This is a genomic window from Alistipes onderdonkii, assembly GCF_025145285.1.
Taxonomy (GTDB): Bacteria; Bacteroidota; Bacteroidia; order Bacteroidales; family Rikenellaceae; genus Alistipes; species Alistipes onderdonkii.
Window position 1 is genome coordinate 2,270,243 of the sequence record NZ_CP102251.1, and the last position, 23,286, is coordinate 2,293,528.

Consider the following 23,286-nt stretch of genomic DNA (forward strand, 5'->3'; position numbering starts at 1 on the left):
CGGGAACTGTGTGTCAGGTGTCTGCATCTTTTGCCCTGCGGATAATACGGGCGGAAAAATGCACCCTCTGGTTCGGTTGTGTGGGGCCCGGGTGGCAGTCGGCCGCCCGGGTGCGGGGCGTTGGCAGCCGGTACGATGGCAGGTGTTGCAGCAGGGGCGGCCTGTGCGGTGTGGCAGCGGGAATTATTGCCCCGGAAAAAGGATGTTGGGCTATATCGTATCTATTTTTGGCCGATTTGTTTGGTTTTCGGAGTTGTAATGTCTATCTTTGGCTGCGAAAAATAATCGGGTTCCTTGGAGTGGGAAGATGTGCAACGGGAGATGCGGAACCTATTTGATTGATCTAACATGCCCATAATGAAGAAATGTCTTACGATCTTGATGCTGGCCTTCCTGGCTGCCTCCTGCATTGAGAAAAGCGATGTCCGTCCCGGCAGTCCCGTGGACGTCGACATCGACCATTACCAAACGGCCGGCACGTACGATGTCCCCGTGAAAGAAGGTTGCATCACCGTAGTGAAGGCATACGGGGTGACGTTGGCCGAAGCCGAAAGCCCCATGACGATCTGGGTGCCGCGGATGACCCTGACCCGTTCGGACGAGGGGCTGACGACGACGTTCGTCCCGCGCGATGAGTACCCCAATTTCGCAGGCAACAAATCGCAGTTGTTCCAGGTAGTATGTTTCGAGGACTCCAGGCGCGGGGATTACGATTACAACGACCTGGTCATCCATGTGCTGTACCAGACCCGGCAGAATATCTTCGGGTTCGGCGTACAGCCCGTGGCGTTGGGGTCGACGAAATCCATCAAACTGGGATGTGTCGTTTACAAGGGCGGCAAGCGTATCTTCAAGGGGTTGATCACCCCCGAAGGTGCCGATTGCCGGTCGCAGTATTTCAAGTCGATGGAGGGAACGCTCAATACCTACGACAAGGCCAATATCAAGGTCGGGGAGTACCTGGGGTCGACGATCCGCAACTGGGATGTGTCGAAGATCGAAGGGAACGGCCCGATGCGCGTTGAGTGGTATATCGAGGTGGATAACGGCGTGGAACTTTATGCCTTGTCGACTGCCTACCTGAACGATTCGTTCGACAAGGACAAATTGCCCTACGGACTGGTGATCACCACCACGGGGACGGAATATGTCGACGAGAAAGGCGGCTACCTCTGCGGGTTCGACTGGTTCAACTATCCGCGCGAATCGGTGCATATCAAGGAGGTATATCCCGAGATGTGGAACTGGCTGACTACGGACAGCAGCTATAATTTTGCCGATATTTACGATGGCAGGAATGTCCCTGCGAATGCTTGCCCTGCTGCCGACCTGGGGCTGTTCGAAGCCCGGACGATCGACGTCACCAACAGGAAATACCGGGCTGACTGAGCCCGTGCCGATAGCGGCCGAGGCGGGCTGCGGTGCCGTCGCCGATTGAAAAAAGCAACCCTGCGGGGTTGCTTTTTTTTATGTGCGGGCTTGTTGTCATGCGCTGCGTGCCCCGGGGATGCCGGATTGCCCGATGCACGGTGTTGAATGCCCGATACCGGCGGCGTGTGCTGCGCCATTGCCGGCCCTGTTCCCGGCTCCCGGTTCCGATCCTTCCCTTGCAGGACGGGGCTCCACTTTTTGTCAGGGCATCCACTCCAGGATCCCCGTCACGGGGTTGGCGGCGCGCCAGGCTTCGAATTCCGCATAGGTACCCACGCCATCGCGCAGTACGGCCTGGTAGTATTCGATACCCATGATCTTCTTCGCCTCGGGGGTTTCGTATTTGAGCCGGAGGATCGTTTCGCGCGTCCGGTCGGTCAGCACGGCGGCGATGCGGTCGGCCACCCGTTCGAAATAGCCGTCGTAGGCCGAACCTTTCGGCATGTGGATCATGTCGATCTGCCATAACCGGTCGTCGGCATCGGCATACCAGGCATGCCATTCGAGGCATTGGTCGGGGGCGTCGAGCAGGTTGTTGAAGGTGATGCTGCGGATGCGGCTGTTTTCGGCCAGGCGTGCCATGGCGGCGAAGCTGTCCGCAAGGCGCAGCGGTGAGGAGTAGATGTGGAAGTCGATGTCGCGGTGCGTCATCAGCAGTCCCGTACGGAGCGACCCGACCAGGTTGGGTTCGGCGCCGACCTGTTGCCAGATCGCTTCGAGGTCGGTATCGCGGATAACTTCGCGGGCGCGCTGCTGGTTGGCGGCGGCGATCTTCAGTAATTCGTCCATGATGTGTAAAGTTGCGGTTATTGCGGGGTTAAAAGAGCGTCGGGACGGATTATCCGTCCCGATGCCGGGGCGTTGCGTGTGCGGTTATTTGCCCAGCAGGATGCGTGCCTGGGCTATGGCGGCATCGGTGATGCGGCTGCCGGAGAGCATCTTGGCGATCTCGGTGATGCGCTCCTCGTCCGTCAGGCGGGCGATGCCGGTGCGCCCGTCGCGTTTGTAGACCACGAAATGGGCTGCGCCTTTCGACGCCACCTGCGGCAGGTGGGTGATGTCCACGACCTGCAACGTCGCGGAGAGCGATTCGATGATCTCGCCCATGGCGTCGGCGATGCGCCCCGAGACGCCCGTGTCGATCTCGTCGAAGATGACCGTCGGCAACTGCATGCGCCGGGCCAGCAGGGATTTGAGCGCCAGCATGACCCGCGAGAGCTCACCGCCCGAGGCGATACGTTCGACGCTCTGTGGCGTCGCGTTGCGGTTGGCCGAGAAGAGGAACGCCACGCCGTCGCGTCCCGTGCGCCCGAGGTCGGGGAGCGGGGTGAGCGTCACCTTGAATACGGTTTCGGGCATGCCCAGCTGGGCGAGTGTCTCCAGGATCTGTTTTTCGAAGGCCGGGGCGGCTTTTGCACGTGCCTTGTGCAGCCTGTCGGCCAACGCGCCGGCCTTCTGCGCGGCCGCGTCCAGTTCTTTTTCAGCCGCTGCGATCTCTTCGTCGCCGTGTACGATGGCGGCGAGTTGTGCGGCATAGCGGTCGCGGGCTGCGATCAACTCCGTTTCGGAGGCGACACGGTGTTTTTGTTGCAGGGCATAGAGGGCGTCGAGGCGTGCGGCGAGTTTGGCCAGCCGTTCGGGGTCGGCATCGAGGCGTTCGCTGTCGGCGGCGGCGGCGTTGTCGATGTCCTTCAGCTCCTCGAGTACGGAGTGCAGACGTGCGGCGTATTCCCCGGCCGCGGGAAAATGTTCGCGGATGCGCGTCAGGTCGTTCTCGGAATTTTTCAGGAGCGTGAGCATTCCGGTTTCGTCGGCATCGAGGGCGTTGCGGAGCGTAGTGAGCACCTCGCCGATGCGGTCGGCGTTCTCCAGTACGGCCAGTTCTTCCTCGATGGCGGCCTGTTCCCCTTCGCGGAGGTTGGCAGCCGTGAGCTCTTCGCTCTGGAAGCGGAGCCACTCCTCGTCGCGGCGTCCGCCGGCGGCGGCTTCGCGCAGGGCGGCGAGCCGGCGCCGCAGTTCCGTAAGCCGCGTATACTGCGCGGCATATTGTGCGAGCAGTTCCCCGTTCCCGGCCACGGTGTCGAGCGCCGAGGTGCGGAACTCTTCCGAGGAGAGGATCAGGTTCTGATGCTGCGAGTGGATGTCGATCAGGCGGGTGCCGAATTCGCGCAGCTGCGCCAGTTGCACCGGGAGGTCGTTGATGAAGGCGCGGCTCTTGCCGGCCGGGGTTATCATGCGCGTTACGGTAGTCTCCGGCGCATAGTCGAGGTCGTTCCCGGCGAAGAAAGCCTCCATGTCGCGCCCCGAGAGGTCGAAGGTGCCTTCGACCACGCAGTTGCGTGCGGCGTCCTTCATGGCCGAGCCGTCGTTCTTGGCGCCCAGCAGCAGGCCGAGGGCACCGAGCAGGATGGATTTCCCGGCTCCCGTTTCACCCGTGATGATATTCAGGTGGGGATCCAGCTCCATTTCGAGCTTGTCGATAAGCACGTAGTTCTCAACCGACAGACGGCGTAACATGGCGGTCTTTATTTTAACAGTGATTCGATTTTGTCGACGATACGTCCGGCTACTTCGCTCTTCGGCATCAGGGGCAGCGGCTCGCGGCCGTTGCGGTCGATGAAGGTCACCTTGTTGGTGTCGCCGCGAAATCCCGCGCCGGCGTCGCGCAGCGAGTTGAGGACGATGAAATCGAAGTTCTTTCGCGCGAGCTTCGCCTCGGCGTTGGCCTGTTCGTCGTGCGTTTCGAGGGCGAAGCCGACCAGCAGGCGGCCGCCTTTGGAGGCTCCCAGCTCTGCGGCGATGTCGCGCGTACGGCGCAGGGTGATGTGCATTTCGCCCTCGCCCTTCTTGAGTTTGGTCTGCGAAACCGTGTCGGGCGTATAGTCTGCTACGGCGGCGCACATGACAGCGCCGTCGGCGCCCTCGAAGGCTCGGGTCGTGGCATCGTACATCTGGGCGGCCGAGAGCACGTCCACGCGTTCCACGCCCGGGGGCGTCGGCAGCGACGTACGCCCCGTGACGAGGGTTACCTGCGCACCGCGTGCGGCCAGCGCTCCGGCGATGGCGTAGCCCATCTTTCCCGACGAGTGGTTCGAGATGAACCGCACGGGGTCGATGGCTTCGATCGTGGCGCCTGCCGTTACGACAAAGCGTTTACCGGACAGGCGCTTTTTTTTTTCGGGGGTTCCCGCGGAGAGGAGTTTGCCCACATAGGCGGCGATTTCCGCGGGTTCGGCCATGCGTCCCTTGCCCGTGAGCCCGCTGGCCAGCTCCCCTTCGGCGGGTTCGACGATCCGCACGCCGTGCCCGGCCAGCCGGCGCAGGTTCTCCTGGGTCGTGGGGTGGGCGTACATGTCCAAATCCATGGCGGGGGCGACGACCACCGGGCAGCGGGCCGAGAGGTAGGTCGTCAGCAGCAGGTTGTCGGCGATGCCGCATGCCATTTTGGCCAGTGTGTTGGCCGTGGCGGGGGCGATCAGGTAGCAGTCGGCCCATTCGCCGAGCGAGACATGGGAATTCCAGGCCCCGTTCTCGGGGTCGAAGAACTCCACGAGGATCGGGTTCCTGGAAAGCGTGGCCATCGTCAGCGGGGTGATGAACTGCTTGGCCAGCGGGGTCATCACGACACGCACCTCGGCGCCCGCCGTCCTCAATAAACGACAGAGCACAGCCGCCTTGTAGGCCGCTATGCTTCCCGTGATGCCCAGCAGTATGTGCCGTCCGGCCACTCCTTCGGCCGGGCAGGCAGCGCCTGCGCCGGGGCCTTGTATGCCACCTCCCTGCAAATCCATGGCGGTATCCTTAGGACTCCTTGACCTCTTTGTTCTCCTTGTAGAAGAGTTCGCCGTCGAGGAACTCCTCGGTAGCGATGATCGCGGGCTTGGGCAGGCGTTCGTAGTAGCGCGAGATTTCGATCTGCTCGCGGTTCTCGAAGGTCTCCTCCATGGTGTCCGTCGGCGAAGAGAAGTCGGCGAGCTTGCGGCTGAGCTCGGTCTTCAGTTCGGTCGAGATCTGGTTGGCACGGCGGGCGATGATGTTCACCGTTTCGTAGATGTTGCCCGTTTCCTTGTCCAGATCCACCAGCTTGCGCGTGATGGTGTTGTTGGGGATGTTCTTCTTGATTTCCATTGTTATATGTTGTTGTCTTTGTCTTCGTCCTTCTTGTTGCGGTCGAGGTAGTCCCGTGCGTGCTTGGCCATGCGGTCGACCTCCTTGGTGTATTTCGATTCGGGGAACTCCTCCTTGAACGAGAGGTAGGAGTCGAGCATCGAGAGATAGCGGTCGGTCTGCTTGTTTGCGACCGAGTTGTTGGCGAAGCGGTAGCTGGCGTCCACGATCATGTACATGATCTCCTCGCGGTGGTTGCTGTCCGGGAATTGTTTGAGCGCATTCTTCAGCGATACGATGGCCGATTTGTAGCGGCCTATCTTATAGTAGGTGTAGGCGTTCAGGTAGGACTTGTCGTGCAGCCGCTGCGTCAGTTCGCCGTTGATCTGCTTGAAATCCTCGACGCGGTCGCTGTGGGGGTAGCGCGACATGAACTCGTTGATGGCGATCAGTGCCTGTCCGGTCATCGTCTGGTCGCGCGAGGGGCCGGGCGAGAGGTAGTAGAAGCAGAGTGCGTACATGCCTTCGGCGTCTTCGATGAAGGCGCTGCGGCCGAACTTGCGGCGGAAATCGTCGAACAGGGCCGAGGCGGTGTCATAGTCGCGGTTCTTGAACTTGCAGCGGGCGTTGAAGAACGAGACGCTGTCTTCGCGCGGCGTGCCGATGTAGTAGTGCTGGACGCCCTCGAAGAGCGTCGAGGCACGCGACCACTTCTCTTTCTGGTAGTACTCCAGCGCCTTGCTGTAAATCAGTTCGGGTTGTCCGCTTTTGAGCAGGGAGTTGATGCCTGCGCATCCGCTAAATGCGGTGACCAGAATCACCCCGCACACGGCGTATAAAAAAGTCTGCTTCATTGATAAATCTTTTACGGCGCTTTATCGCGCAAAGTTACGCATAAATTAACGATTTCCAAAAAAATTTATTGTGCGTAATAATAAGGCGCCGAGCCGTATTTCCCGTTCCCGTCCGGGCGGGAGGCCCGCGGGTCTCCCGGGATGCCGCACGGCGGCATCCGAATCCGTGGCCGGAGGTGCTTCCGGCGCCGGTGGCGGACGGAGGGAAGCCTCTCCCCGGCGGCGCGGACAGGCAGGCGGTAAGAGGGGAAAATTACGGAAATCAGGGGAACGGCGCGCCGGGCCCGGTGCGGAAATGTCGATCGGCGGCTTGCGCTACATCAGGGGCGAGACCAGCCGCAGCGCGTCGCCCAATGTGCGCCGCCATGCCGCAGGCCGCCATGTTTCCCGCGCGATCCGGCGGCACGAGGCAAGGTCGTCGTCGTAGGTGGCCGAGAGCGCCCGCACGACGCTCCGGTCGCGGATGAAAGCCGTGACTTCGAGGTTGTCCAGCAGGCTGCGGTAATCCATGTTCGCCGTGCCGACCGAGGCGGTGTCCTCGTCGACGATCAGCAGCTTGGCGTGCAGGAAGCCGTTGTCGTAGCGGTAGAGTTCGACCCCGGCGTCGAGCAGGTCGCCGATGTAGGAGTCGGAAATCAGGTCGGTGAACGGCGAGTCGCTGCACGAGGGGATCATCACCTGTACCCGCACCCCGCCGCGTGCCGCCAGCCGGAGCGCGTCGAGCAACAGGGCCGGGGGCAGGAAATAGGGCGAGGAGATGCGTATGGTGCGGTGCGCCCGGACGATGGCCGAGACAAAGGCGTCGGCGATGGTCAGCCGCGAGGGCCCCTCCTCGGCCCAGGCCAGCTGGATCGGCAGTCGCTGCCTGATGCCGTGCGGGGCGATGTAGCGGCGGCTGTCGAGGTATTCGCCGCGTACACGCGCCCAGTCGGCGATGAAGAGCCGTTGCAGGTCGGCCACGGCGTCGCCCTCCACGCGCAGGTGTTCGTCGCGCCATTTGCCCATGTAATCCCCGTCGAGGTAGTATTTGGCGATGTTTATGCCGCCCAGGTAGGCGACCTTGCCGTCGGTGACGACTATCTTGCGGTGGTTGCGGTGCGTGACGCGCGTGGTGAACCACGGGAAGCGGATCGGTTCGAAAGCTGCCGTCTCTACCCCCGCGTCGTGCATGCGGCGCAGTGTCTTGCGGCTCAGGCGCCACGAGCCGACGGCATCGTAGATCACCCGCACCTCGAGCCCCGCGCGGGCTTTGCGGATCAGTATTTCAGCGATGGTGCGCCCGATGCGGTCGTCGCGGATGATGTAGTACTCCATGTGGATCGAGCGCGTGGCCCGTTGCAGCGAGGCGATCAGTGCCGTGAAGGCGTTGTTGCCGTTGTGGAGCAGCCCGACGCGGTTGTACCGGGTGGGGCGTGTGCCGCATCCGTGGGCGATGATCTGTTCGAGGCGGTCGCCGCGGCAGGCGGGGCAATCCGCCGCGGGGCCGTTGCGGCGGTAGCCGGCCAGTATGTAGAGCAGCGTGCCGGCGACGGGCAGCAGCAGGATCAGCGCCAGCCAGGCTGCCGCCGAGGCGGGGACGCGTTGCTGGCGCGTGACGACGGGGACGGCCATGAGCGCCCAGGCTAAGTGGAGCAGGAGTACGATATACATATCCCGCGCGAGGCGCATACTCCGTGCCATGCGCCGCGAAAAAAGATTTGGAAATTAGAAAATAACTTTCTATCTTTGCTGTATACAATGGAAACAGGGTTCTGGCCTTCACCGGTCAGGATTCTTATTTTTTTACGTTGTTTGTTTTACAGGGTTCCCCCGCCGCAAAGGGGAATACAGGAGGATTTTGGATGTGGGACGGGCATCACCGGATGCCTAATGTGAGTTCGACGGGCCCCATGTTCGGAATCTTTCGCAGCGTTATGAAATTCAAGTACGTCGGACTCGTTTAATATTATGGCAAAAGAGATTATTTATCTGACAGCGGAGGGTTACAAAAAACTCAAGGATGAGCTCGACCACATGCGTTCCGTCGAGCGTCCGGCGATATCGGCGGCTATTGCCGAAGCGCGCGACAAGGGTGACCTTTCGGAGAACGCAGAGTACGACGCCGCCCGCGAGGCGCAGGGTCTGCTGGAGATGCGTATTGCCAAGCTGGAGGATTCGCTTGCCAATGCCCGGGTGATCGACGAGTCGAAGATCGACAAGAGCAAGGTGCAGATACTGAGCAAGGTGTCGCTGTTGAACCACAACACCAAGAAGGAGGTGGCTTACACGATCGTCGCCGAGCACGAGGCCAACCTGCGCGAAGGCAAGCTGGCGATCGGTACGCCCATCGCCAAGGCATTGCTGGGGCACAAGAAAGGCGACCGCGTCGACGTGGAGGTGCCCGCCGGGACGATCCATTTCGAGATCCTCGACATCAGCATCTGAGGCGCCCGATCCGCAGGGTGGCGGCGCCCATCGTCCGCCTCCCGGCAACCGGGTGCGAGGACACGACATATATCCCCATTTTCGGGTATTTTTGCAGGGCCGTTTTGAACGGCCCTTTTTTATTGCTATCTTTGGCTCGGAAAGATGATACGCTACGCACCCAAAAGACTCTATGCGGCTTTGCTGCTGCTGATCCTGCTCGCGGCCTACGCGGGGCAGAAGGTGCACATCTACAACGAAGACCATGCGCATTTCTCCGCGCACTGCGGCGACCTGGTGCCCGACAACGGCGCGCATACGATCATCGTCGACAGGTGTATCATCGACGATTTCTATTTCTTCCCCTATCTCGACATCGCGCCGACCGTGCATTCGTTCTATGCCCGGATGCTGGCCGTGCTGCTGCCCGAGGCAACCCGCTGCAAACTCTACGAGCAGGCGTCGGGCATTTCGCTGCGTGCGCCTCCCGTGGCGTAGCCCCAATCCCTGGGTTTTCTTCTCCGATCGGTTTACCGGGTGCATGCAGCCCGGGTCATACTATTTACTTATTATCTGACAAGCAATGAAAAAATATATTTTGCTGGCACTCTTCATGTGCCGGTGCGTACTGGTACTGGGTGTCGAGGCGCCGAAGAAAAGTACCGACGCCAATATCTTCGGCCATGTGGTCGACCGCGACACGCATGAACATATTCCCTATGCGACCATCGCCGTGACGGGCACGGCATTCGGTACCACGACCGACGCTTCGGGGCATTATTTCCTGAAAAACCTGCCCGAGGGCGCGTTGACGCTCGAAGTCCGCGCGTTAGGTTATGCCTCGCAGACGCAGCAGGTGACGCTTCGACGCGGACAGACGGCCGAACTGAATTTCGAGGTGGTGCAGAGCGGCATCTCGATGGACGAGGTGGTCGTGTCGGCCAGCCGTTCCGCCCGGCTGCGCCGGGAGGCGCCTGCTCTGGTGAGCGTGCTGGACGCCGGGTTGTTCGAGAAGACCAACGCCTCGTGCCTGGCACAGGGGCTGTCGTTCCAGCCCGGCGTGCGTGTCGAGGACGACTGCCAGAACTGCGGCTTCACGCAGGTGCGCATCAACGGTCTCGACGGCCATTATTCGCAGATACTGGTCGATTCGCACCCGGTATTCTCGGCCCTGACGGGCGTATACGGCCTGGAGCAGATCCCGGCCAACATGATCGAGCGTGTCGAAGTGCTGCGCGGCGGCGGTTCGGCACTGTTCGGGTCGTCGGCCATCGGCGGCACGATCAACGTCATTACGAAGGAGCCTTCGCGCAATTCGGCGCAGATGTCGCATACGCTCACTTCGATCGGCGGCAGCAATTCCTATGACAACAATACGATGCTCAATGCTTCGCTCGTCACCGAGAGCGGCCGGGCGGGGCTTTGCGTCTTCGGCCAGAGCCGCCACCGCTCGGGCTACGACCACGACGGCGACGGCTTCACCGAAGTGCCCGTCATCAACAGCCAGTCGGTGGGCATGCGCTCGTTCTTCCGTACGGGCGCCTATTCGCGCATCACGGCGCAGTACCACCATATCAACGAATTCCGCCGCGGGGGCGACATGCTCGACCGGCCGCCCCACGAGGCGCAGGTCGCCGAGCAGATCGACCATTCGATCGACGGGGGCAGCCTTTCGTTCGACATCTCGTCGCCCGACCGCCGCAACCGTTTCAACACCTATGTCTCGTTCCAGAATACGGCGCGCAAGAGCTACTACGGCAGCAAGCAGGATCCCGATGCCTACGGGACGACGCACGACCTGACCGTGGCGGCGGGGATGCAGTATATCCACGAGTTCAGGAAGCTGCTGTTCATGCCCTCGGAGCTGACGTTCGGAACGGAGTACAGTTACGACGACCTGGGTGACCGTTCGGTCGGCTACGACATCCACACCGACCAGACGGTGCATATCGTGGGGGCCTACCTGCAGAACGAGTGGAAGACCAGGAAGTGGTCGCTGCTTGTCGGTGGCCGCCTCGACAAACACAACCTCGTAGACCATGTGATATTCAGCCCTCGCGTCAACGTGCGTTTCAACCCGTCGGAAGCGGTGAACCTGCGCGTGAGCTACGCCGGGGGCTACCGTGCCCCGCAGGCGTTCGACGAGGACATGCACATCGCCATCGTGGGCGGAGAGCGGGTGCGCATCCAGCTTGCGGACGACCTGAAGGAGGAGCGCTCGCACAGCGTGAGCCTCTCGGCCGACCTTTACCATACGTTCGGGAAAGTGCAGACCAACCTGTTGGTCGAGGGGTTCTATACGATCCTCGACGATGTGTTTGCGCTGCGCGACATGGACGATGCGGCCGACGGCGGCAAGGTCAAGGAACGTTACAACGGTTCGGGTGCGACGGTGCGCGGCTTCAATGTCGAGGGGCGCGCTGCCTTTACCCGTTGGTTCGAGTTGCAGGCGGGGGTGACGCTCCAGCAGAGCCGTTACAAGGAGCCCGAATACTGGAGCGAGGACGCAGAGGTGCCGCCCGCGCGCCGGATGTTCCGCACGCCCGATGCCTACGGCTATTTCACCGCGTCGTTCAAGCCGGTGCGGAATTTCACGGCCGACCTGTCGGGAACCTGCACCGGGTCGATGCTGGTGCAGCACATGGCCGGGTCGGGCGTCGGGCAGGACGTGGCCGTTTCGACCCCGTCGTTCTTCGACATGAACATCCGCCTGTCATACGACGTGCGTATCTACAAGGAGATAACCATGCAGCTTTACGGTGGCGTGCAGAACCTGTTCAACGCCTACCAGAAGGACTTCGACAAGGGTGTAGACCGCGACTCGGGCTACATTTACGGCCCGTCGCTGCCCCGCAGCTGGTTCGTCGGCGCGAAGTTCAGTTTCTGATTCCCTCCTTTTGGGACTGCTGAATACGACAAACGTCCGAAGTAAGACTTCGGACGTTTGTGTTGTCGGGCGGTTCGAATTATTGTAAATTATCTACGAATCTTCCGAGGTTGGTGATGACACCAGCCTTTATTTCGAGCGGTTTGGTCGCTTTTCGTTCGTAGTAATCCTCTCCGAAATCGTAAACTTTCATGGTGAAATCGTCGTAGGTGCCGGGAGCGACGGGGATATAATACACGAATTCTGCGCCGATATTCTGCCCTTGCGGTTCGATGGTGATCGGAGAGGTGGTATGCTCTCTTATTAATTCTCCGGTTCCGGTCGCAGGGTCGTAATGATATTCTCCGGTGAAGTCCTTTCTTTGGGCCATACCTGTGGCTTGGAAGGTAATCTGGTATTGTGCATTGCGTCTTGTCTGGATCGTCAACTTCATGACGCCGAATATATTTTTGAATGTCATGGCGTTCAGATCGGTGCCGTGGGCGACGGCAGGGTTACGAACTGCGAACTCATCGGGGTTCTTCGAAGGGTAGTTGAACGATGGTTTGAATACGGCAGATGCCTCTCCGGGGTTGGAGAATATGAATTTCCCGTTTTCGTATTTTACCGTGTTGAGTACTTCGGGGCCATTGGCGCAATAGCATGAAACTGCGAGATAATCGGGTGTTTCCGCTTCGTCGGTGAAAGTGCATTCGCTGGTGAACGTAGTGCTATTGCCTTGGGACAGGGCGGCAAGTTCGCCTGCTTTTGCGTAGGACCCGTCATTTTTGAGGTACCACAGTTGGATCAGGTCACCTTTCTTCCAGACGACGCTCAGACCGTCCTTATCCAGTGCCGTGCGGGTTTTGTCTTGCGACGCGATTGTTTCGGACGTTGCGTTGAGGGTAATGGTACGGGTTTCGGGAGCGGGTTTTGCGATTTCATTCTTTTCGGCGCAGGAGACTGCCAGCACGGCGCAGGCGCAGGCCAGAATTGTTTTCATACTTCTCATGCTCATCATCATTTGTGGGTTTACCATTCATAATCTTCTTCGGTGAACGAGTCGTGTCCGTTTTCGGGTGTGGAGACCGATACCGCAAAGCCTTGTTCGGTGCGGATTTCCAGCAGTTCTATTGCCGGAGTTTCATACGTTGCTTTTTCCATATGGGATGAATTGATTTGAAAGTGAAAATTGATTCCGCGTAAAAAATGAAACGGGAACCGTATCCGCAGTATGCGGATACGGTTCCCGTTGAAAGGATATGTCGATTGTCTCAACTACATGGCAAAATTCCCCCCCCCGAACGTATTACGAATAGGGGCGGCGTTCATTTTTGCGCTATGTAGGCTCGTATTCTTCATAATTGCGCCGGCAAAGGTCGGCAATAATTCATAGTATGCAAAATTCTTTAATATGTCAAATCAGCCCGTTTGGTGAGCAAATGCGGTTCGAAATTGGCGGGTGCTGAGGTGTTTAGGCAATGAAAAACCCGCCCCAGATTGTTTGGGACGGGTTTGAAATCTGTTGTGTATTCGCAGTTTAAATCGCCTTGATCTCGTGGAGCACGTTGTTGGTCTTGCGGACGGCGTCGGCCGAAGCTGCGAATTTCTCGGCCTCTTCTTTCGAAAGGTCGATCTTCACGATCTTCTCGATGCCCTTGCGGCCGATGATCGCGGGCACGCCGATGCAGATGTCCGACTGTCCGTACTCACCTTCGAGGTAGCACGAGCAGGGGATCATTTTCTTCTGGTCGTTGAGGATCGCCTCTACCATCATGGCCGAAGCGGCTCCCGGGGCATACCAGGCCGACGTGCCGATGAGTTTGGTCAGCGTCGCGCCGCCCACCATCGTGTTGGCTACGGCCTCATCGAGTTTTTTCTTCGATGCGAACTGCGAAACGGGTACGCCGTTGACGGTGGCCTTCGAGACGAGCGGAATCATCGTCGTGTCGCCGTGGCCGCCGATGACCATGCCGTCGACATTGTTGATGTTGGCGCCCGTAGCCTTGGCCAGGTAGCACTTGAAACGCGACGAGTCGAGTGCGCCGCCCATGCCGATGATGCGGTTCTTCGGAAGGCCCGACGCCTTGAGCGCCAGATAGGTCAGCGTATCCATCGGGTTGGCTACCACGATGATGATGGCGCGGGGCGAATATTTCACCACGTTCTCGATCACGCCCTTCATGATGTTGGCGTTGGTGCCGATCAGCTCCTCGCGGGTCATGCCCGGCTTGCGGGGAATACCCGAGGTGATGACTACCACGTCCGAATTGGCGGTCTGCTTATAGTCGTTGGTGACGCCCACGAGCTTGGTGTCGAAATCCATCAGCGTCGAGCACTGGTACATGTCCAGCATCTTGCCTTCCGAAAGACCTTCCTTGATGTCGATCAGGACGACTTCGCTCGCAACTTCGCGGCAAGCCATCACATTTGCGCAGGTTGCGCCTACGGCACCTGCACCTACTACTGTAACTTTAGACATAGCTTTTTATTTTTTGTGTTTAGCCTATCAGCTTTTCGTAATCCGCGGCGCTCAGCAGTGCGTCGTACTCGGCCGGGTCGGTCATCCTGACCTTGATGAGCCAGCCTTCGCCGTATGCGTCCTTGTTGACGATGGCGGGGTCGGCATCCACGGCGTCGTTGAATTCGAGTATCTCGCCGCCGATGGGCAGGAATGCGTCGCTCACGGTTTTCACGGCTTCGATCGAGCCGAATACTTCGCCCGCGGCGAGGGTTTCGCCTACGGTCGGCACGTCGACGAAGACGATGTCGCCCAATTGGCTCTGTGCGAAGTCGGTGATGCCGATTACGGCCGTGTCGCCCTCGACGCGGCACCACTCGTGGTCGTTCGAGTATTTCAGATTTGCGGGTACGTTCATGGTGTGGTTATCGTTTAAAATTCAAATGCGGTTTTTTCATTGCAAATATAACTGTTATTTCCGTAACAGCAAGGATTTATGTTATATTTTTAACTCAATAACCGTAAGGGTATCCGAAGTTTTTGGGATGTCGTAAATATTTGTTAATTTTAAAACAACTTACGTCACGACGGAAACCCTGAAACCACAGCCTATGAAAAAACGATCCTATTTGATTGCCGCAGGATGTACTGTTGTCCTGTATGCCCTTTCGGCCTGTTCCGATCATGCGGCGAATGATACCGCGCAGGCCGGAAATCCGGAAACTATGTCCGTGGCCGAGGCACGCCGCTATTTCGAGCGTGTTGCGGCACCGACCAGAGCCGGGAGTGAAGAGGGGACGCTGACGCTCGGGACTTATATGCCCGACTGGTCGCTGGCGACGGTCTCGGCCGGGGAAGTGCTTTCCAGTACCGATGTGCCTGTCCGGGGCGAGTTCCGCTATTTTCGTTATCGGATCGACGAGTACGGCGAACCGCGTTTTACCCCGATCTACCACAAACTGGTCGTCGTAAAGGATTCCCGCAGCGGTGTCATGAGCAGCTATCTGCGTTTTTATGTTCCCGATCCGGACTATGCCGCGGGGCGCACGGCCGACGACTACGACAGGCTGCTCAACAGCGGCTCCAAGGGGGATTTCACCGGGCTGGCGGTTTACACCTCGCTCGACGGATTTCCGGTTCATGCGGTTCGTTATGCCGGAGGAGCATGCCAGGCTGAAGCGTTCCTTTACGATAAGTCGCGGACACAGGCGGAAAATACTGCCCGCCTGGGCGAAATGCTGGATGGCCTGAGTGTCGTGTGCAGCCGGGAAACAGCGGTGACACGTGCGGAGGCGGAGTCAGAGAAAAGCGAGCCGGTTGACGGCGGCGGTATAGAGGCGGTTGTGGTTTCTGCCAAGCGCCCTGTAAACCATATCAAATATGAGCGTTTGGATACGGATCCCGTCAAGCCTACCGAAGAGGATCGGGGCCCTTCGGGCAGCGGTGGCGGCGGTGGCGGTGCCTCCTCTAATCCGGGAAGTCCGGCCAACACCCGTTATCGGGAAAATGAAAATATAATGCTTGCTTCCGACAGCAGGGAAAAACTGGAACCGTTGCTGGATTCGTTGCGCCAGGATTGCATGGCCGGGAAGATTATCGGTTCGATCCGGGGGAATGTAACGATCCGCACCGGTTTTTTCGGAAGTTCGGTGATGATCCCGACTGCCTATACTTTCGAAGGCGGTACCGTATGGGACGATTTCGAGATCAGGATGGGGTCTCGGCTCGACGATATCACTTTGCTCGAAGAGCTTTTCCATACGCACCAATGTTCGGGCAAAACCCCCGAAGAGTACAGGGGCATGCGGCTCAATAACGAGATCGAGGCCAAACTGTGCTGGTATATGTATCGGTTGAAAATCGGGAATATGAACGGAGTCAGTAAATATATCAGTGAAGGCGAGGGGCGACGGATATTTGGAACTTTGAGTAAATATATTATGGCCGGAAATATAAAAAGTGATAATTTTCGAGAAGAATATCGGAATGCCGCGTCCTTGCTAAGGAGTATGAGCCGTTCATACGCGGATGTTACGCTATATCCTTTTTCCGAGGATGCTGTGAACGTCGATGTTTTAATGAAAATGATGGAGGATTGTCCGGAATATAAAAATGAATAGCATATGAAAAGAGTATTTAGCATTATTATTATTTTGGGGCTTGGATCAACTGTTTCCGCTCAGGATTACTATACGGGCCGGGATCGTATTACTGCAGACGGGATTACATTTTTGGCTTCTGTCTACCAGGGCGTAATTCTATCTTTGGCCAATATAACCAATACCCGGGAAAATGCACCGGAAGTTTATAAGGATGGCAGCCCTATCGAACCGGAATTCGAAGAATACGCCGTTGCGAATACGATCCCCGGATGTGTGGAAAAGGCTTTTACAGAGACTTTTACACGGGAGGAGTATGAACTGTTGCGAACAGATGCAGAAGCCGTTCTTACAATAGGTTATGTCATTTCACCAGCGGGTGTTACGGAAGAAGTTTCGTTTACAATAGATTATGTTCCTTGCATGTTGAGTATTCCTCCGGAGAAATATGCCTTGCTGGAAAAGAATCTCAAGCGATATGTGAAATGGGACGTTAATCTTTTCGGCCGGAAATTGCAGTTTATGCATGGGATGAGTTTTGTCAACTTTTCGAAGATACGCCTTCAATATCCGTCATCGGAACCTGAAATTCCGGACTTGACGGTGCCGACAGGGCCCCGCAATCCCGGGGATGAAGAGTTGAAACCTGCTCCGTGGAATTGACGTTGCCTGTTCGAGCGTACGGCCCTCCGGGAGTTTTGCGATCGATTCTAATGATTATGGCAATTCAGCTTTTCCCGGCGATCACGAATTCGATCTCCCGGAAGAGGTATGCGTGCCGCGTGCCGTCGGCGTGGCGCAGGATCAGCTCGCCCGAGGGGCGTACGCCTTCGAGGACGGCCTCGACGAGCGTGCCGTCGGGGCGGCGGTAAGGGTGGGTTTCGCCCAGCCGGTACATGCGTTTCCGGTACTCTTCCTGCAAGGCTGCCTTTTCGCCCCGTACGAGCTGGCCGTAGCGGCCCATGCAGCAAGCATGGAAGGATTCGAGCACCTCGCGGCGGTCGAACGTGCGGCCGCTGGCGACCGCCATCGACACGGGGTTGGGCAGTGCGGGGTCGAACGCACGCTGGTTGACGTTGATGCCGATGCCCGCGATCGTCCGCGCGAGGGTCGGGCCCGAATAGCTGTGCTCGATGAGGATGCCGACCAGTTTTTTGTCGCCGACATAGATGTCGTTCGTCCATTTGATGCGGGCGTCGATGCCGAAGGCGGCGAAGGTGTCCGTAAGCGCCAGCGTGACGGCTTCGGAGAGCAGGAACTGTTCGCCGACGGGCAGGAACACGGGCTCGAGCACCAGCGTGAAGGTGAGGTTCTCGCCTTCGGGGCTCGTCCACGAATGCCCCCGCTGCCCGCGCCCGGCGGTCTGCCGTTCGGCCCAGACGATGTCGCCGTGGCGGTATTCCGGCCGCTTGGCGTCGTCGTTGGTCGAGGTGGTTTCTGCGATGCGGTAAATCATGTTATTGCTTGAAAAGTTCTCCGAGGGTTTCTGCGAGCGCCTTGCCCCGCAGTTCGCGGGCGACGACTTCGCCCGTCGAACAGTCGATCAGGTAGTTGGTCGGGAATTTGGTGACGGAGTAGAGGTCGCAGACACGCCTGTCGGCGTCCGTCAGGTTAATCCACGCCATCCCGTCTTCGGCGATGGCTTTTTTCCATGCCCCGGCGTCTTTGTCCGTCGACAGCCCGACGACTTCGAATCCCTTGTCGTGATAGGCCTCGTAGGCAGTCCTGATATGCGGCATCTCGCTGCGGCAGGGCACGCAGTCGGCGAACCAGAAGTCGAGCAGGAGGTAGCGGCTGCGTTTCATGACCTGGCTTAACGTGACCGGGTTGCCTCCGGCGTCGTTCGCCGTGAAATCCACGTATCGGGCGAGTTCCCGCGACCGGAGCACGCGCTCGATATGTTCGAGGGGGCGTTTCATCAGCCGGCAGGTGCGCAGGTGAGGCGGGAAGAGGCTGACGATCGAATCGACCCGGGCCCGCGAAATGTCCTTGTCGTAGTGGATAACGCCGTCGACCATCGCCACTCCGAAGATATTGTCGGTGTTGGCCGCGAGGTTGCGCGCCGAGGAGCCGATCAGGCTGTCGAGCAGCGCGGCGCGGTAGGCCTGGTCGTGGTCTTCGAAATTGTAGGCATGCAGCGCCCGGTTCACGAATCGCAGGTGCGCCCCGAAAGCGTCGTTGGCCGGGGTGCCGGAGGGATAGTACTCGATTTTGTCGTGGTTGCTGGACTCCTCGGCATTCAGGCGTCCCTCGATGCGGATATTGCCTGGCTCGATATAGAGCACCGCGGCGGTTTGTCCGTTTTTACGCACGAGGGCGGCTGCCGTCGGTTCGTCGTAGCGCCCCTTGTAACGGAACGAGCCGTCGGGGGCGGGAAACACGGCGAGCGTGTCTTTCGTGACGGATTCGACCAGTGCGACCGAGTCGTTCAGCCCCTCGATATGTCCCGTAAGGGTATAGCGGAAGCCTGTCGGGCGGCATCCGGACAGCAGTGTCGCGGCAGTCAGCAGGAGCAGTGTCTTTTTCATGGGGCGGCGGTTCGCAGACCGGGGTTATACCGATACGCCGAAATCGCGCAGGGCGTCGTTCAGCGAGGTTTTTTTGTCGGTGGACTCCTTGCGCTGGCCGATGATCAGCGCGCAGGTGATGCTGTATTCGCCCGCGGGGAACTGTTTGCGGTAGCTGCCCGGGACGACCACCGAACGCGGCGGCACGTAACCCTTGGAGGTGACGGGCTCCGGCCCCGTGACGTCGATGATGTGCGTCGAGCCGGTGATGACGGTGTTCGAACCGAGCACCGCCTCGCGGCAGACATGCGCCCCCTCGACCACGATCGAACGCGAGCCGATGAAGCAGTTGTCCTCGATGATGACCGGGGCGGCCTGCACGGGTTCCAGTACGCCGCCGATGCCCACGCCGCCCGATAGGTGGACGTGCTTGCCGATCTGGGCGCAGGAGCCGACCGTGGCCCACGTGTCGACCATCGTGCCCGTGCCGACATAGGCGCCGATGTTGACATACGACGGCATGAGGATCGCACCCGGGGCGATGTAGGCGCCGTAGCGCGCCACGGCGTGCGGTACGACGCGCACGCCCAGCTCCTCGTAGCCGTGCTTGACCTCCATCTTGTCGTACCACTCCAGCTCCCCGGCCTGCATCTTGCGCATGGGCTGGATCGGGAAATAGAGGATGACGGCCTTTTTGACCCACTCGTTGACTTTCCATTCGCTTTTGGCCGGGTCGACGGGCTCCGCCGTGCGCAGCTGTCCTTTGTCCACCAGTTCCACCACCTGCCGCACGGCCTGCCGTACGGGTTCTTCGCTGAGCAGTTCCCGGTTTTCCCAGGCCTGTTCGATTATCTTTTTGAGTTCGCTGTACATGATTTTCGGTTGTTTTTGCAAGCCAAAGTTACGCAAAAACTTCGGTTTCCCGGCTTGTAGGGTGAAAAATAACCCTTTTGCAGGCCGGTAAGGGGAAAAATGTGTGTGGTTTCTTATTTTTTCCTAACTTTGCCACGATATTCACCCAAACTCCGGAATGCTATGATGAAATTGACACGCAAGGCCGTGGCCCTCGCGGGGGCGGCGGCGATGATGGCAAGTTGCAACCACATGAAGCAGATAAAACACATGCCCTACCCCGAGACGCAGCGCACCGACGTGGTGGACGACTATTTCGGGACGAAGGTCGCGGATCCCTACCGTTGGCTGGAAGACGACAATTCGGAGGCGACGGCGGCATGGGTCAAGGCCCAGAATGCCGTGACGCAGGATTACCTGTCGCAGATTCCGTTCCGCGACGCGATCCGCGGGCGGCTGACCCAGTTGTGGAATTACCCCAAGGAGGGTATCCCGGCCAAACACGGCGATGCGTGGTACTATTTCTACAATGACGGGCTGCAGAACCAGTCAGTGCTCTACCGTACGACGGCCCCCGGTGCGCAAGGCGAGGTGTTCCTCAATCCCAATACGCTCTCGGACGACGGGACGGTGGCGCTTTCGTCGGTGGCTTTTTCCAAGGACGGGAAATACTGCGCCTGCGCGGTGGCCGAATCCGGCTCGGACTGGGTCGAGATTCGTGTGATGAACACCGCCGACCGCACGTTCACGACCGATAAGATCAACTGGGTCAAGTTCTCCGGCGCCGAGTGGGCGCCCGATTCCAAAGGATTCTATTACAGCGCTTACGACGCTCCTGAAAAAGGAGTGTTCTCTTCGCAGAACCAGTTTCAGAAAGTCTATTACCACCGCCTCGGCACGCCGCAGTCGGCCGACAAGCTGATTTATATGGATGCCGAACATCCGCTGCGTTACTTCTCGGCATGGCCCTCGAAGGACGGCAAATGGCTCTTCATTTCCGCTTCGGAAGGTACGTCGGGAACCGAGATACTCTATAAGAAAGTTTCCGAGCCGAAATTCCGCACGCTGCTGCCGGGCTTCGATGCCGATTACGCGCTCGTAGAGTGCCGTGACGACCGGCTCTATTACATAACGAACAAGGATGCGGCGAACAATGCGCTGATGAAGGTCGACCTGAACGACCCGTCGAGCATAACGGCGGTCATTCCGGAAAATGAAAAGAGCCTGCTCGAAAATGTGACCGCCGCCGGGGGATACTTCTTCGCCTCTTATCTGCAGGATGCGCAGAGCAAGGTCGTCCAGTACGGCTTCGACGGCAAACCGGTGCGCGACATCGAACTGCCGGGCATCTGCACCGCCGCAGGCTTCGACGGCGACGACGAGGCAGCCGAAATCTATTATTCGGTATCCGGCTACACGGCTCCCGCCACGATCTATAAGTTGGATGTCGCCTCGGGCGAATCGACGCTGTTCAAGGCCCCGGACGTGAATTTCGATCCCGCGCTGTTCACCACCGAGCAGGTGTTCTACACCTCGAAGGACGGCACGAAGGTGCCGATGTTCATCACACACCGCAAGGATCTGAAGCTCGACGGCAAGAATCCGTGCTACCTCTATGCCTACGGCGGGTTCCAGATCAACCGCACGCCCGGTTTCCGTCCCTCGGCCATCATGTTCGTCGAGCAGGGCGGCGTCTTCTGCGAAGCGAACCTGCGCGGCGGCTCGGAGTACGGCGAGGCATGGCACAAGGCCGGGATGCTGGAGAACAAACAGAACGTCTTCGACGATTTCATCGCGGCGGCCGAGTACCTGATCGCCAACAAGTATACCTCGAAGGACAAACTCGCCATCGCGGGCGGTTCGAACGGCGGACTGCTGGTCGGCGCCTGCGAGGTGCAGCGCCCCGACCTCTATGCCGTCTGCCTGCCGGCTGTCGGTGTGATGGACATGCTGCGTTACCACAAATTCACGATCGGCTGGGGCTGGGCCGTGGAGTACGGATCGAGCGAAAACGAGGAGCAGTTCGACTATATCTATAAGTATTCGCCCCTGCACAATATCCGCGAGGGCGTGCAGTACCCTGCGACGCTCGTGACGACCGCCGACCACGACGACCGCGTCGTCCCGGCGCACTCGTTCAAGTTCACCGCCCAGATGCAGCATTGCCAGGCGGGCGATGCCCCGATCCTGATCCGCATCGAGTCGAAGGCCGGGCACGGCGCAGGCAAACCCACTTCGAAGCGTATCGACGAGGAGGCGGACACCTATGCGTTCCTGTTCCAGAACATCGGGGTGCCTTATAAATCCGTTGCGAAGTAGTTTTCGGTATATTGCCGGCTGCCTTCACTGGCCATGGAAGGCACCGGCCGATTTTTAGTCAGGTTAGTAAAATAAGGTATAATGAAAGTCTATAAATTCGGAGGTGCGTCGGTGAGGAATGCCGACGGGGTGCGCAACCTGCGCAAGATTATCGACGATGAGCAAAACCTCTTCATCATCGTTTCGGCCATGGGCAAGACGACCAATGCGCTCGAAAAGGTGTTCGAGGGGGTGCAGAAGGGCGACAAGGATCTTTCGCTGGAGAATGTCGCGGCACTGCGCGAGTACCATGCCGGGATCATCAACGACCTGTGGCACGGCCCGAAGAAGCTGGAGAAGGTCGATGCCCTGTTCGACGAACTGGAGCGCGTGGCTGTCGGTACGGTCTACAAGCCCGGGGATGCCGAACTGTGGTACGATACGATCGTGGCGTTCGGCGAGCTGGTGTCGACGACCATCATTTCGGAATACCTCAATTATGCCGGGGTGGCGAACCGCTGGATCGACATGCGCCGCTGCTTCCTCACGGAACAGCGCCACAAGGATGCGGGGGTCGACCTCGAGGCTTCGGAGCCGCTGCTGAAAAACGCACTGGCCGAGTGCGTCGAGAACATCTTCATCGGGCAGGGCTTTATCGGCGGGGCACCCGACGGGACGACCACGACGCTCGGCCGCGAAGGCTCGGACTACTCGGCGGCCGTGGTGGCGAACATCCTCGACGCCGAGTCGATGTCGGTATGGAAGGATGTGGACGGCGTGCTGAATGCCGACCCCAAGATTTTCCCCGACGCCGAGCAGATCGCCGAGCTGAACTACCTCGATACCATCGAACTGGCATACAGCGGCGCGCAGATCATCCACCCCAAGACGATCAAACCGTTGCAGAACAAGAATATCCCGCTCTACGTGCGTCCCTTCGGCGACAAACGCAAGCCGGGCACCGTGATCCGCGGCATGTCGGCGCCGGTCGTCGTGCCGATCCTGATTCTCAAGAAAGACCAGGTGCTGCTCACGATCCGCTCCCGCGATTTTTCGTTCGTGCTGGAGGAGAAGTTCGCCACGATCTTCTCGCTGCTGGAGCGTTTCCGCATCAAGACCAACCTGATCCACAACTCGGCCGTGAACCTGAGCCTGTGCGTCGATAATTCGTGGCATATCGACGAGGCGATCGAGGCGCTGCGCGAGGCGGGCTTCGACGTGATGAAGGCCGAGAACATGGAGTTGCTGACCGTGCGCGGCTATACCGACGAACTGTGGCGCAAATACGCCCGCGGCCCGCAGGTCTTCGTGCGGCAGGCGACGCAGTCCACCGTGCGCGTGGTGCGCAAGCGCAGTTAGCGGCGGGATCGGACGGGGATCGGCGGATGCGCCGTGCCTGTATAAAACC

21 protein-coding genes are annotated in these 23,286 nt (G+C 59.2%); 8 read left to right on the forward strand and 13 right to left on the reverse strand.

The window, feature by feature from the left end; all coding sequences use genetic code 11:
• Positions 1-357 precede the first annotated feature (357 nt).
• Positions 358-1,389 (forward strand): hypothetical protein, encoded by a 1,032-nt coding sequence (locus tag NQ559_RS09205; RefSeq protein WP_154653978.1) that lies wholly within the window; start codon positions 358-360, stop codon positions 1,387-1,389.
• 243 nt (positions 1,390-1,632) lie between these two features.
• Here the strand turns inward: NQ559_RS09205 and NQ559_RS09210 are convergent, their stop codons facing one another.
• From NQ559_RS09210 to cls, 6 genes are all read right to left on the reverse strand, one after another.
• Entirely contained in the window at positions 1,633-2,220 is a 588-nt protein-coding gene (locus tag NQ559_RS09210) for a hypothetical protein (RefSeq protein ID WP_018694642.1), read from the reverse strand.
• 84 nt (positions 2,221-2,304) lie between these two features.
• Entirely contained in the window at positions 2,305-3,948 is a 1,644-nt protein-coding gene (gene recN / locus NQ559_RS09215) for a DNA repair protein RecN (protein WP_018694643.1), read from the reverse strand.
• 8 nt (positions 3,949-3,956) lie between these two features.
• The gene (gene coaBC, locus NQ559_RS09220; RefSeq protein ID WP_018694644.1) at positions 3,957-5,222 is read right to left on the reverse strand and encodes a bifunctional phosphopantothenoylcysteine decarboxylase/phosphopantothenate--cysteine ligase CoaBC; all 1,266 of its coding nucleotides are present in this window, start codon (positions 5,220-5,222) and stop codon (positions 3,957-3,959) included.
• Positions 5,223-5,232: 10 nt separating this feature from the next.
• Positions 5,233-5,559, reverse strand: a complete 327-nt coding sequence (locus tag NQ559_RS09225) for a DNA-directed RNA polymerase subunit omega (protein WP_018694645.1) — start codon at positions 5,557-5,559, stop codon at positions 5,233-5,235.
• A gap of 2 nt (positions 5,560-5,561) precedes the next feature.
• Positions 5,562-6,392, reverse strand: a complete 831-nt coding sequence (bamD, locus tag NQ559_RS09230) for an outer membrane protein assembly factor BamD (protein WP_018694646.1) — start codon at positions 6,390-6,392, stop codon at positions 5,562-5,564.
• 315 nt (positions 6,393-6,707) lie between these two features.
• Positions 6,708-8,072, reverse strand: a complete 1,365-nt coding sequence (gene cls / locus NQ559_RS09235) for a cardiolipin synthase (RefSeq protein ID WP_018694647.1) — start codon at positions 8,070-8,072, stop codon at positions 6,708-6,710.
• A gap of 267 nt (positions 8,073-8,339) precedes the next feature.
• Here cls and greA point away from each other — a divergent pair, with 267 nt between their 5' ends.
• The 3 genes from greA (at position 8,340) to NQ559_RS09250 (ending at position 11,682) form a co-directional block, all read left to right on the forward strand.
• Entirely contained in the window at positions 8,340-8,816 is a 477-nt protein-coding gene (greA, locus tag NQ559_RS09240) for a transcription elongation factor GreA (protein ID WP_018694648.1), read from the forward strand.
• 144 nt (positions 8,817-8,960) lie between these two features.
• Entirely contained in the window at positions 8,961-9,293 is a 333-nt protein-coding gene (locus tag NQ559_RS09245; RefSeq protein ID WP_018694649.1) for a hypothetical protein, read from the forward strand.
• Positions 9,294-9,378: 85 nt separating this feature from the next.
• Positions 9,379-11,682 (forward strand): TonB-dependent receptor, encoded by a 2,304-nt coding sequence (locus NQ559_RS09250; RefSeq protein ID WP_026318155.1) that lies wholly within the window; start codon positions 9,379-9,381, stop codon positions 11,680-11,682.
• Positions 11,683-11,761: 79 nt separating this feature from the next.
• Here the strand turns inward: NQ559_RS09250 and NQ559_RS09255 are convergent, their stop codons facing one another.
• From NQ559_RS09255 to gcvH, 4 genes are all read right to left on the reverse strand, one after another.
• Positions 11,762-12,664 carry a hypothetical protein gene (locus NQ559_RS09255; protein ID WP_018694651.1) on the reverse strand — a complete coding sequence of 301 codons (903 nt, stop codon included), beginning with the start codon at positions 12,662-12,664 and terminating at the stop codon, positions 11,762-11,764.
• Positions 12,665-12,693: 29 nt separating this feature from the next.
• A complete protein-coding gene (locus tag NQ559_RS09260; protein WP_018694652.1) occupies positions 12,694-12,825 on the reverse strand; it encodes a hypothetical protein in 132 nt (43 codons plus the stop codon).
• Between the two features lie 376 nt (positions 12,826-13,201).
• On the reverse strand, positions 13,202-14,143 hold the full coding sequence (gene mdh / locus NQ559_RS09265; RefSeq protein WP_026318156.1) for a malate dehydrogenase: 942 nt from the start codon (positions 14,141-14,143) through the stop codon (positions 13,202-13,204).
• 19 nt (positions 14,144-14,162) lie between these two features.
• The gene (gene gcvH, locus NQ559_RS09270) at positions 14,163-14,540 is read right to left on the reverse strand and encodes a glycine cleavage system protein GcvH (RefSeq protein WP_018694654.1); all 378 of its coding nucleotides are present in this window, start codon (positions 14,538-14,540) and stop codon (positions 14,163-14,165) included.
• Positions 14,541-14,940: 400 nt separating this feature from the next.
• Between gcvH and NQ559_RS09275 the strand changes: the two genes are divergently transcribed.
• Together NQ559_RS09275 and NQ559_RS09280 are read left to right on the forward strand one after the other, a co-directional pair.
• Complete coding sequence (locus tag NQ559_RS09275) at positions 14,941-16,242, forward strand: hypothetical protein (RefSeq protein ID WP_169342427.1); 1,302 nt, start codon at positions 14,941-14,943, stop codon at positions 16,240-16,242.
• Between the two features lie 3 nt (positions 16,243-16,245).
• Positions 16,246-16,884, forward strand: coding sequence for a hypothetical protein (locus tag NQ559_RS09280; RefSeq protein WP_018694656.1), 639 nt, complete (start codon positions 16,246-16,248; stop codon positions 16,882-16,884).
• 64 nt (positions 16,885-16,948) lie between these two features.
• Here the strand turns inward: NQ559_RS09280 and NQ559_RS09285 are convergent, their stop codons facing one another.
• The 3 genes from NQ559_RS09285 to NQ559_RS09295 are packed head-to-tail and all read right to left on the reverse strand — an operon-like array spanning position 16,949 to position 19,601.
• Entirely contained in the window at positions 16,949-17,677 is a 729-nt protein-coding gene (locus NQ559_RS09285) for a biotin--[acetyl-CoA-carboxylase] ligase (RefSeq protein WP_018694657.1), read from the reverse strand.
• 1 nt (position 17,678) lies between these two features.
• The gene (locus NQ559_RS09290; protein WP_018694658.1) at positions 17,679-18,749 is read right to left on the reverse strand and encodes a TlpA disulfide reductase family protein; all 1,071 of its coding nucleotides are present in this window, start codon (positions 18,747-18,749) and stop codon (positions 17,679-17,681) included.
• 24 nt (positions 18,750-18,773) lie between these two features.
• On the reverse strand, positions 18,774-19,601 hold the full coding sequence (locus NQ559_RS09295) for a 2,3,4,5-tetrahydropyridine-2,6-dicarboxylate N-succinyltransferase (protein WP_018694659.1): 828 nt from the start codon (positions 19,599-19,601) through the stop codon (positions 18,774-18,776).
• Positions 19,602-19,763: 162 nt separating this feature from the next.
• Between NQ559_RS09295 and NQ559_RS09300 the strand changes: the two genes are divergently transcribed.
• A complete protein-coding gene (locus tag NQ559_RS09300) occupies positions 19,764-21,899 on the forward strand; it encodes a prolyl oligopeptidase family serine peptidase (protein WP_018694660.1) in 2,136 nt (711 codons plus the stop codon).
• Between the two features lie 81 nt (positions 21,900-21,980).
• Positions 21,981-23,237 carry an aspartate kinase gene (locus NQ559_RS09305; protein ID WP_018694661.1) on the forward strand — a complete coding sequence of 419 codons (1,257 nt, stop codon included), beginning with the start codon at positions 21,981-21,983 and terminating at the stop codon, positions 23,235-23,237.
• Positions 23,238-23,286: the final 49 nt, after the last annotated feature.